The organism is Streptosporangium sp. NPDC023615 (genome assembly GCF_040640155.1).
GTDB lineage: Bacteria > Actinomycetota > Actinomycetes > Streptosporangiales > Streptosporangiaceae > Streptosporangium.
Genome location: NZ_JBFABE010000080.1, coordinates 25954 through 36265, shown reverse-complemented (window position 1 = coordinate 36265; position 10312 = coordinate 25954). Strand labels below are relative to the sequence as shown.

Annotated in this window: 9 protein-coding genes; 6 read left to right on the top strand and 3 right to left on the bottom strand. The window is 73.6% G+C overall.

Going from position 1 to position 10312, the window contains the following annotated elements; translation table 11 throughout:
- The 3 genes from AB0G16_RS34255 to AB0G16_RS34245 form a co-directional block, all read left to right on the top strand.
- Nucleotides 1-891, top strand: an 891-nt coding sequence (locus AB0G16_RS34255) for a DUF4132 domain-containing protein (RefSeq protein WP_362814464.1), incomplete at its 5' end; no start/stop codon positions are given.
- A gap of 183 nt (nucleotides 892-1074) precedes the next feature.
- The gene (locus tag AB0G16_RS34250; protein ID WP_362814462.1) at nucleotides 1075-3471 is read left to right on the top strand and encodes an excinuclease ABC subunit UvrA; all 2397 of its coding nucleotides are present in this window, start codon (nucleotides 1075-1077) and stop codon (nucleotides 3469-3471) included.
- Nucleotides 3472-3786: 315 nt separating this feature from the next.
- Nucleotides 3787-4740, top strand: coding sequence for a serine hydrolase (locus AB0G16_RS34245; RefSeq protein WP_362814460.1), 954 nt, complete (start codon nucleotides 3787-3789; stop codon nucleotides 4738-4740).
- Between the two features lie 38 nt (nucleotides 4741-4778).
- Here the strand turns inward: AB0G16_RS34245 and AB0G16_RS34240 are convergent, their stop codons facing one another.
- Both AB0G16_RS34240 and cseB read right to left on the bottom strand, forming a co-directional pair.
- Nucleotides 4779-6059 (bottom strand): HAMP domain-containing sensor histidine kinase, encoded by a 1281-nt coding sequence (locus tag AB0G16_RS34240; protein WP_362814458.1) that lies wholly within the window; start codon nucleotides 6057-6059, stop codon nucleotides 4779-4781.
- Nucleotides 6056-6739, bottom strand: a complete 684-nt coding sequence (cseB, locus tag AB0G16_RS34235; RefSeq protein ID WP_362814456.1) for a two-component system response regulator CseB — start codon at nucleotides 6737-6739, stop codon at nucleotides 6056-6058. The genes AB0G16_RS34240 and cseB overlap by 4 nt, the downstream gene beginning before the upstream one ends.
- A gap of 255 nt (nucleotides 6740-6994) precedes the next feature.
- Between cseB and AB0G16_RS34230 the strand changes: the two genes are divergently transcribed.
- Together AB0G16_RS34230 and AB0G16_RS34225 are read left to right on the top strand one after the other, a co-directional pair.
- Nucleotides 6995-7882, top strand: a complete 888-nt coding sequence (locus AB0G16_RS34230) for a DUF2268 domain-containing putative Zn-dependent protease (RefSeq protein ID WP_362814454.1) — start codon at nucleotides 6995-6997, stop codon at nucleotides 7880-7882.
- Nucleotides 7883-8079: 197 nt separating this feature from the next.
- A complete protein-coding gene (locus AB0G16_RS34225) occupies nucleotides 8080-8928 on the top strand; it encodes a MerR family transcriptional regulator (RefSeq protein ID WP_362814452.1) in 849 nt (282 codons plus the stop codon).
- A 73-nt stretch (nucleotides 8929-9001) separates the two neighbouring features.
- Here AB0G16_RS34225 and AB0G16_RS34220 read toward each other — a convergent pair whose 3' ends face one another.
- On the bottom strand, nucleotides 9002-9196 hold the full coding sequence (locus tag AB0G16_RS34220; protein WP_362814450.1) for a CsbD family protein: 195 nt from the start codon (nucleotides 9194-9196) through the stop codon (nucleotides 9002-9004).
- Between the two features lie 277 nt (nucleotides 9197-9473).
- Between AB0G16_RS34220 and AB0G16_RS34215 the strand changes: the two genes are divergently transcribed.
- Complete coding sequence (locus AB0G16_RS34215; RefSeq protein WP_362814448.1) at nucleotides 9474-10154, top strand: MerR family transcriptional regulator; 681 nt, start codon at nucleotides 9474-9476, stop codon at nucleotides 10152-10154.
- The last annotated feature ends 158 nt before the right edge of the window (nucleotides 10155-10312 follow it).

The following is a 10312-nucleotide window of genomic DNA, read 5'->3' as shown; positions in this document are numbered from 1 at the left end:
GCCCTGGCCGACCGGCTGGAGGTGGCGTTCCGGCTGCCCGACGGGCGGGTCCGGCGGGCCGTCGGCGAGTACACGGCGGTGATCTCGGCGGACGACGAGGTCGAGCTGTCGTGGTGGCACGGGGACAGGAGACTGAAGGGGATCCCGGCGGCGGTCAGGCGCGAGCACCCCGAGGAGGCCGGGCGGCTGCGCGAGCTGGCCGCGCTCGCCGCGCGGCGTCAGGCCACCCTGATCAGGGCGCTGGAGGCCGGATGCACCGCCGGGACGGCTCCGCCGTACCGGCGGCTGGAGGGGCACCCCGTCACCGACCGGCTGATCTGGGAGTTCGAGGTCGCGCCCGGGGTGTGGCGGGCCGAACTGGGGTTGAGCGTGCCGGACGTGCCGGTGCGGCTGTGGCACCCGGCGCGCGCGTCCGAGGAGGAGGTGCGCGCCTGGCGGGAGGTGGTACGGGACCGGGAGGTTCGCCAACCCTACAAGCAGGCCTTCCGCGAGGTCTACCTGCTCACCCCCGCCGAGGAGGAGACCGCGACCTGCTCGGACCGGTTCGCCGGGCGCGTGGTGGACTACCGCAGGCTCCGCGCGCTGTTCAGGCGCCGAGGCTGGCGGTCCGACTTCCTGGGGCACTGGGAGAGCGGCGGGGAGGCCGTGCGGACGCTGGCCGCCGGGCGGTGGCGGACGGCACTGCACCACTGCCTGCACGACGAGAACCACGCCGGCATCGGCCAGGTCGACTTCCGGCGGGCGGTCGAGGGCGGGTGGGAGCCGGCGCCGCTGACGGAGGTCCCGGCTCCGGTGTTCAGCGAGGCCATGCGCGACGTCGACCTGTTCGTGACCGCCGCCTCGATCACGGTCGGTCCCGGTGAGCCGCCCCCGGGGGCGCCCCTAGCATGACCCCCACGGGTGTCGCCGCCCCCGCGAGCCTCCCCGCGCGCGCCGTGGCCGGGCCCCCGAGCTCCACGAACCGGAGCGGGGTGAAGGAAGTCGGACGTACCGCTCGAAGCTGGTTAGATCAAGCCGGGTGACGCCGGCGGAGACCGCGAAGGCGGTCCCGCACGACAGATGGAGACGACGAGCATGGCCACGAGCACGGACCCGCGGTCGCCCGCGCCGCACGCCGCCGACGGGCACGACCTGATCCGCGTGCACGGCGCGCGCGTGAACAACCTCAAGGACGTCAGCGTCGAGATCCCGAAGCGCCGGCTGACGGTGTTCACCGGCGTCTCCGGCTCGGGCAAGAGCTCGCTGGTGTTCAGCACGATCGCCGCGGAGTCGCAGCGGCTGATCAACGAGACCTACAGCGCCTTCGTGCAGGGCTTCATGCCGACGCTGGCACGGCCCGAGGTGGACGTGCTCGACGGCCTGACGACCGCGATCATCGTCGACCAGCAGCGGATGGGCTCCGACCCCCGCTCCACCGTCGGCACCGCCACCGACGCCAACGCGATGCTGCGCATCCTCTTCAGCCGGCTCGGACAGCCCCACATCGGCTCGCCCCAGGCGTTCTCCTTCAACATCCCCACGGTCCGGGCGAGCGGTGCGATCACCGTCGAACGTGGCGCCCAGAAGACCGAGAGGGCGACCTTCACCCGTATCGGCGGCATGTGCACGCGCTGCGAGGGCCGGGGCGCGGTCACCGATCTCGACCTCTCCCAGCTCTACGACGACTCCAAGTCGCTCGCCGAGGGCGCCTTCACCATTCCCGGCTGGAAGTCGGACAGCTTCTGGACCGTACGGACCTACGCCGAGTCGGGCTTCGTCGACCCGGACAAGCCCATCCGCGACTACACCGAGAAGGAGCTCCACGACTTCCTCTACAGGGAGCCGGTCAAGGTGAAGGTCGACGGCGTCAACCTGACCTACGAGGGGCTGATCCCGAAGATCCAGAAGTCGTTCCTGTCCAAGGACCGGGAGGCGATGCAGCCGCACATCCGGGCGTTCGTGGACCGGGCGGTCACCTTCACGACCTGTCCCGAGTGCGAGGGCACCCGGCTCAGCCAGGAGGCCCGCTCCTCGCGGATCGGGGGCGTCAACATCGCCGACGCCTGTGCGATGCAGATCAGCGACCTCGCCGGGTGGATCGGCGGCCTCGACGAGCCGTCGGTCGCGCCGTTGCTCGCCGCGCTGCGGCACACCCTGGACTCGTTCGTGGAGATCGGGCTGGGCTACCTCTCGCTCGACCGGCCGTCGGGCACGCTGTCGGGCGGTGAGGCGCAGCGCGTCAAGATGATCCGCCATCTCGGCTCCGCGCTGACCGACGTGACCTACGTCTTCGACGAGCCCACCATCGGCCTGCACCCCCACGACATCCAGCGGATGAACGACCTGCTGCTGCGGCTGCGGGACAAGGGCAACACGGTGCTCGTCGTCGAGCACAAGCCGGAGGCGATCGTGATCGCCGACCACGTCGTCGACATCGGCCCGGGCGCCGGCACGGCGGGCGGCACCATCTGCTTCGAGGGCAGCGTCGAGGGCCTGCGGGCCAGCGGCACCGTCACCGGCCGCCACCTCGACGACCGCGCCGTCCTCAAGGAGACGGTGCGGACCCCCAAGGGCGTGCTGGAGATCCGCGGCGCCGACCGTCACAACCTGCGGAGCGTCGACGTCGACATCCCGCTCGGCGTGCTGTGCGTCGTCACCGGCGTCGCCGGTTCCGGCAAGAGCTCGCTGATCCACGGTTCGATCCCCGCCGGGGCGGGTGTGGTGTCGGTCGACCAGTCACCCATCCGCGGCTCGCGGCGCAGCAACCCGGCGACGTACACCGGGCTGCTGGACCCGATCCGCAAGGCGTTCGCGAAGGCGAACGGCGTGAAGCCGGCGCTGTTCAGCGCCAACTCCGAGGGGGCCTGCCCCACCTGCAACGGCGCCGGCGTCATCTACATGGACCTGGGGATGATGGCCGGTGTCGCCACCACCTGCGAGGAGTGCGAGGGCAAGCGGTTCCACGCGTCGGTGCTGGAGCACCGTCTCGGCGGTCGCGACATCAGCGAGGTGCTCGCCATGTCGGTGATCGAGGCCCGGGAGTTCTTCGGCGCCGGTGAGGCGCGCACCCCGGCCGCGCACGCCGTCCTCGGCCGGCTCGCCGACGTCGGGCTCGGCTACCTCAGGCTCGGCCAGCCGCTCACCACGCTGTCCGGCGGCGAGCGGCAGCGGCTCAAGCTGGCCACCCACATGGCCGACAAGGGCGGCGTCTACGTCCTCGACGAGCCGACCACCGGCCTGCACCTCGCCGACGTCGAGCAGCTGCTCGGCCTGCTCGACCGGCTCGTCGAGTCCGGCACGTCGGTCATCGTCATCGAGCACCACCAGGCGGTCATGGCGCACGCCGACTGGATCATCGACCTCGGTCCCGGCGCCGGCCACGACGGGGGCCGGATCGTCTTCGAGGGCACCCCGGCCGACCTGGTCGCCGCCCGCTCCACCCTCACCGGCGAGCACCTGGCGGCCTACGTCGGCGTGGAGGCGGCTTCCTGACGTCCGCGCCGGGCGGCGGGATCGCGGCGAGCGGCGCGCCCGGGGGCGCCCTCGTCGCGGTCCGCCCGCGGAGCGATCCCCCGGGGACGCGATCCCCACGGACGCGATCCCACGGACGCGGCCCGCCCGGGGAAGCGGTCCGCTCAGGGAGACGGCCCCCTCGCGGACGCGGCCGCTCAGGGACGCGGTCGACTCAAGGACGCGATCGCCTCAAGGACGCGGTCCACCGGCGGATACGTGACCGACGGCCGGCCGAGCCGCCGCTGATACACCGCTTCGGCGGGGTTGACATCCGCGTCGCCCAAGGTGGCTCCCATGAGAGCCCGTCGTCCTGCCACCGCCCCGACGAGCGGCACCGCCCCGCTCGGTCCGGCCCCGCTCGCCCTGCTCACCCTGGTCCTGACCGGCCTGGTCCTGACCGGTCTGATCCTGTCGAGCCTCGTCCTGCCCGGTCTCGTCCTGCCCGGTCCGGGGAACGGCGGGCCCGTGACGGACGCCGACGCCTTACCCTGGCCGCGGGAGGGCCAGGCCGCCGTCGAGATCGAAGGGAAGGGTGTCCTCGGCGTCAGGGGCGCCCGGACGCCGGTGCCGATCGCGAGCCTCGCCAAGGTGATGACGGCCTACGTGATCCTCGAAGAGCATCCCCTCAAGGGGAACCGGAGCGGCCCGCTCATCACGATCGACGCCACGGCCGAGCGGGAGAGCTCCTCCCCCGACGAGTCGACCGTCTACGTCATCCGGGGCCGGAGCTACACCCAGCGGCAGTTGCTGCAGCTCATGCTGATCCGCTCGGGCAACAACATCGCCCGGCTGCTGGCCCGCTGGGACGCGGGCGGTCAGGCCGCCTTCGTCGTGAAGATGAACCGGACCGCCGCCGCCCTGGGCATGACCGACACCGTCTACACCGGCGCCAGCGGCTACGAGGACACCACCCGCAGCACCGCGGCCGACCAGCTGAAACTGGCCCGCGCGGCCATGGGGGACCCGGTGCTGCGCGCCATCGTCGCCACGAGGGAGACCACCGTCCCCGGCATCCCCGGCACGATCTCCAACACCAACACGCTGCTCGGCACGTCGGGCGTGATCGGCCTCAAGACGGGTTCCAGCACCGCCGCGGGAGGGAACCTGATGTGGGCGGCACGAAGCGGGCGGCGCCTGATCCTCGGCGTCGTCCTGCACCAGCGCGCGGGCTCGCCGCCCGCGCGGGGGCTGGGGGCCGCCCTCGACGCCTCCGGGAGGCTCGTCGCGGCGATTCAGCGGGACATGTGAGAGCCCGCCGGCGGGCACGGCGGCCCCCGGAGGCGGGGCTAGCGGTCCGGTGGCGGGTCGGGCAGGGTGACGGTGACGCTCGCGCCGCCGCCGGGGGGATTGGCGAACCGGACGGCCGCGCCGATGACGCGGGCGTGACCGAGCACGATGGTCAGGCCGAGCCCGTGCCCCTGCCCCCGTTCGGCCCGTCCCGTGCGGAAGCGCTGCGCCCGACCGTCGTTCAGGTCCGCGAGAAGAGCGGGAGGGAAACCGGGGCCGTGGTCGCGGACGACGACCCGGCGGGGACCCACGGTGATCTCCACCGGGGCGGCGCCGTGCGCGCGGGCGTTGAGGACCAGGTTGGCGACGATCCGCTCCAGGCGCCGCGGGTCGGTGACGACCGTCGCGCCGCCCCCGCCGCCCCCGCCGCCCCCGCCGCCCCCGCCGCCCCCGCCGTCGACCGCGTCACCCCCGTCGCCGGCGGTGGTACGCAGGTCGGCGGGCACGCCGAGGCGGTGCAGCGACTCGCGGACCAGATCGGCCAGCGGCACCGGCTGCCGGTCGGGCCGTTCCTCCCCGGCGTCCAGGCGGGATATCTCCAGCAGGTCGTCGACCAGGCCGCGCAGCACGTCGATCCGGTCGCGGACCAGGTCGGTGGCCTGCCCCTCGGGCAGCAACCGGCCCGCGGTCAGCAGGCCCATCAGCGGGGTACGAAGATCGTGTGCGACATCGGCCGTGAAGCGCTGCTCGGCCAGCAGCCGCCGCTGCAGGCCGGTGGCCATGGAGTTGAGGGCGGCACAGATGTCGGCGATCTCGTCCCGGCCACCCGTGTCGGCGCGGGCGTCCAGGTCTCCCTCGGCGATCCGGCGGGCGGTACGGGCGACCCGCCGCAGCCTCCGGTTGGGCAGTTCGGCCACCAGTACCGACAGCGGCACCACCCCGGCCAGGGCGAGCAGCCCGGCCTTGACCATGTCGCGATCCAGCGCGTACAGACTGCGCAGCTCTGAGCCCATCGAGATCTGTACGCGCACCGCCTGGCGGCCGTCGCCGCCGTAGGGCCGGGCGGCCCACATCCACGGTTCGTCCCGTTGATCGACCCCGTACCAGGTCACCGGCCGGTCGGGACGCAGCCGGCCCGCCAGGGCGGCCGGGAGCTGCCCGACGTCCACCACGTCGAGGGCCGTGGACCGGTCGATGGCCTGCAGGGCGTAATCCTCTCCCGCGTCCAGGTTGCGCTGCCAGGTCGACCGGTGCACCAGGAGACCGACCACGGTGGCGACGGCGACGGCGGCGAGCGTGACGAGGGCGGCGATCTTCCAGCGCAGCGAGGCCGGATTCACGTGCCGCAGAGCTTGTAGCCGAATCCCCGGACCGTCTCGATGCGATCGGCGCCGATCTTCCTTCGCAGGCGCTGCACGCACAGGTCGACCACGCGGCTGTCGCCGTCCCAGCCGTAGTCCCACACGCTGCGCAGCAGCGTCGCCCGCTCCAGCACGATGCCGGGGTGGGCGGCGAACTCCAGCAGCAGCCGCAGCTCGGTCGGGGCCAGCTCGACGCGCTGCCCGGCCCGCCGTACCTCCAGCGCGGCGGTGTCGACGCTCAGCTCGCCGAAGGTCAGCACCTCGCCCGCCGGGGCCTGTCCCGTCGCGGGCCGGGCGAAGGTGGCGCGGCGCAGCAGTGACCGGATCCTGGCCACGAGCACCGGCAGGTCGACCGGTTTGACCACGTAGTCGTCGGCGCCGCCCTCAAGGCCGGCGACGACGTCCAGGCCGTCGCCGCGGGCCGACATCATGAGGATCGGCACCTGGCTGGTCTCCCGGATCCTGCGGCACACGCTGATGCCGTCCAGGCCGGGCAGCATCACGTCGATCAGCAGCAGGTCGTGGTCGCCCGCCCGGGCCGCCTCCAGGCCGTCCAGCCCGTCGGCGGCGGTGCTCACCCGGTAGCCGTAGCGCTCCAGGGCCAGGCCGACCGACGTACGGATCACCGCGTCATCCTCGACGAACAGCAGGGACGTCATCAGGACACCCTATATCCACCTAGATGTACGAATTTCCTCTTGGGTGTCCCGCTCCGGGCGATCCCCGGCCCTCCCGGCCCTCCCGGCCCTCACCGATCTTCCTGGTCTCCCCTGGCCTCTTCGGCGGGTAATCCCGAAGGTGCCCGGTCGCACCGGCGTCGTCCTCGCGCCGGCCTCACCGGCCGCACAGTGATCACGCGGTGAGGGGCGCGCGGTTTGTCCCTCCCGTAACGGGAGGGTCTACCGTCCCGGGTCATGAGAATCATCGTGCACGACACGGCGTCCGCCATGGCCGACCTCCTGCGGCGCCCGCCGGAGGAGCGGCCCGACGCCCTGCGGGACCTGCTCGCCCCCCTGCAGAGCGTCATGTCCGTGGTGGGTCACGGGGACATCGTCGAGCTGCACCAAAGGGGCAGCGGTTTCCGCATCGATCGCGAGGACCCGCGCTACCCGGAGGCCCTGGAGCGGATGCGCGAGGCGGGGGTGTGGGACGAGATCGAGAACCGCCTCACCGCGGCGTGGGAGCGGCTGAGCGACGCGGCACCCGGAGTCAGGAGCGCCGAGACCGTGCACGTCGTCCTGGTGCTCGGCAACCCCGACGAGGATCTCCTGACGGGCCTCAACTCCGGTTACTTCGGCATGGGCGGCATCCCGGGAGGGATCCATCTGACGATGTGGCCCACCGCGACCAGCCTGGCGAAGATCGGCCACGCCGCCGCACACGAACTCCACCACAACGTGCGCTACGCCAACGTGACCTGGAACCCCGTGAAGGTCACGGTGGGTGAGCAGGTCGTGGCCGAGGGGCTGGCCGAGGCGTTCGTACGGGAACTGTCGGGAGAGGAGGCCATGGGCCCCTGGGCGACGACGCTGACCGGCGCGGCGCTGGACGAGGCCTACGAGAAGGTCGTGGCCGGGATCGACGTGGCCGGGATGCAGAACCTGTCCGCGTACGTGCACGGCGACACCACCGCGCGGCACATGGGACAGGAACCCGTCGGGCTGCCGGACTTCGCCGGGTACGCGGTCGGCCTCAGGATCGTGGACGCCCACCTGGCGGCCTCCGGCCTGACCGCCGCCCAGAGCGTCGCGCTGCCGGCCCGCGACATCCTCGTGAACGCGGGCGTGCCGACCAGCGCGTGACGCCCTTCGCGACCCCCGCCGGTCACGCCGGTCACGCCGGTCACGCCGGTCACGCGGACCACGCGACGAGGCCTCGGGCGGCGACCGGCGCGTCCGGGTCCGGGTCCGGGTCCGGGTCCGGGTCCGGGTCCGGGCAAGGGTCCGGGCAAGGGGCGCCGCGCGGGGTGCCGGGTGAGCGGCACTGGGACACTGGTCCGGTGACGAGTGACGACCGCGAGCGGGAACCGGCCACCACCGGGCGGGACGCCGGGCCACCCGGCCCCGACGGCCTCACCGTCGGCCGGACGGCGGCGCTGGTCGGGGTCAGTGTGCGGACCCTGCACCACTGGGACGAGATCGGCCTGGTGTGCCCGAGCGAGCGCACCTGGGCGGGCTACCGGGTGTACTCGGGCGACGACGTCACCCGCATCCACAGCGTCCTCGTCTACAGGGAGCTCGGCCTCCCGCTCGCCGAGATCGGCCGCATCCTCGACGACCCGGACGCCGACGCGCGCCACCACCTGCGCCGGCAGCGGTCACAGCTCGCGGAACGCATCTCCCGGCTGCAGACGATGGTCGGCGCCGTCGACCGCATGCTGGAGGCGTCGCGGCCCGGGATACGGCTGACCCCGGAGGAGCAGGTCGAGATCTTCGGCGCCGACTGGCGGCCCGCCCTGGCCGAGGAGGCCGAGGAGCGCTGGGGCGACAGCGCGCAGTGGGCGCAGTACGCCCGGCGGGCCGCCGCGATGACAGCGCGGGACTGGCAAGAGGTCATGGCCGCGACCGAGGCCCTGAACGCCGATCTCGCCGCCGCGCGGCGCGCCGGCGTCGCGCCGGGTTCCGACGAGGCCAACGCCCTGGCGGAGCGGCACCGCGCGTCGATCGCCGGGTACTTCGACTGCACGCACGCGATGCAGGCCTGCCTCGGGCGGACGTACGCCGACGATCCCGGATACGCCGGGACCTACGACGCGCTCGAACCGGGCCTGGCCGTCTGGCTGCGCGATGTGATCTTCGCGAACGCCCGGGTCCACGGGGTCGACCCGGAGTCCGCGACGTGGGAGTGACCGCGCCGGGCGGCGCGGGCGGCGCGGGCGCGGCACCCGGTGCCGTGCCCGCGTCGTCGCCCGTGGCGGGGCGTCAGGCGGTGAAGGCGTCCTTGATCTTCTTGCCGGCGTCCTTCACCTTCTCGCCCGCCTGCTTGAGACCTCCCGAGGCCTGATCGGCCCGCCCTTCGGCCTGAAGCCGCTCATCACCGGTGGCGTGCCCGAGGTTCTCCTTGACCCGGCCCTTGAGCTCTTCGGCCTTGTGGGAGATCTTGTCGTCGAGGCCCATGGTGACCCCCTCCGTCGGATGGGACGTTCGCTTCCTTCCCGGTGCTCCTGTCCCGGTGACGCTGCGCCAAACCCCCGGCCCGGCGCGCCGGTGAACCGCCCCGCCCGCCGGGCGAACGGGCGCCCGGCGGCGTGGACGGCGCGCGACCTCGGCGGCGCCCGCCCGGGAGGTCCGACGGGGCCGCCGGAGCCGAGCCCTCCTCAGCGCCGAACAGATCACTGGCCGTCCGTGTAGGCTTCGACGGCTTTTCCCGCCGACGACGAGGATGTGCCCTCACATGCGTCCCATCGACCTGGCGCGTGAGCACGGCCTGTCCACGCAGGCGGTGCGCAACTACGAGGAGGCCGGGATCCTGCCTCCGGCCGAGCGCTCGCCGCACGGCTACCGCCGCTACGCCCCGCGCCACGCGGCGGCGTTGCGCGCCTTCCTGGCGCTGATCCCGGCGCACGGCCACGCGGCCGCGGGAGCGATCATGCGGGCCGTGAACGCCGGCGCGGTCGAGGAGGCGCTGCGGCTGATCGACGAGAGCCACGCGCAGCTGGCCGACGACCGGCACACGCTGGAGGACGTGGAGCGGGCGCTGCGCGATCTGGCGCCGCCACGCGAGCCCGAGGCGGGCGTGACGTTCATCGGGCCGCTGGCGCGCAGGCTCGGCGTCCGGCCGGCGACGCTGCGCGCGTGGGAGCGGGCCGAGCTGATCACGCCCCGGCGCGACCCGCGCACCGGCTACCGCGTCTACACCTCCTCCGACGTGCGCGACGTGCTGCTGGCCCACCAGCTGCGCAGGGGCGGGCACGGGCTGGAACAGATCGCGCGCGTGCTGGAGCGCGTGCGCGCGGCCGGCGGGCCCGAGCCCCTGCAGGCGACGCTGCGGCAGTGGCGCGACCGGCTGACGGCGCGGGGCCTGGCGATGCTGGCGGGCGCGGCGGCGCTCGGCGCCTGCCTGGAGAGGCCGTAGCACCCGCGGGGACCCGCTCGTGGGACGATGGTCCACGCGTCCGAGACCGCGTCGGCCGTACCCCATCCACCCGGCGGGCGCGTTTGTTCGAGCCCCACAACTCCGGCCGCGAAAGACGCGCCGTCCCCACCATTCCGGTGGCCGGGGACAGCCGAGAG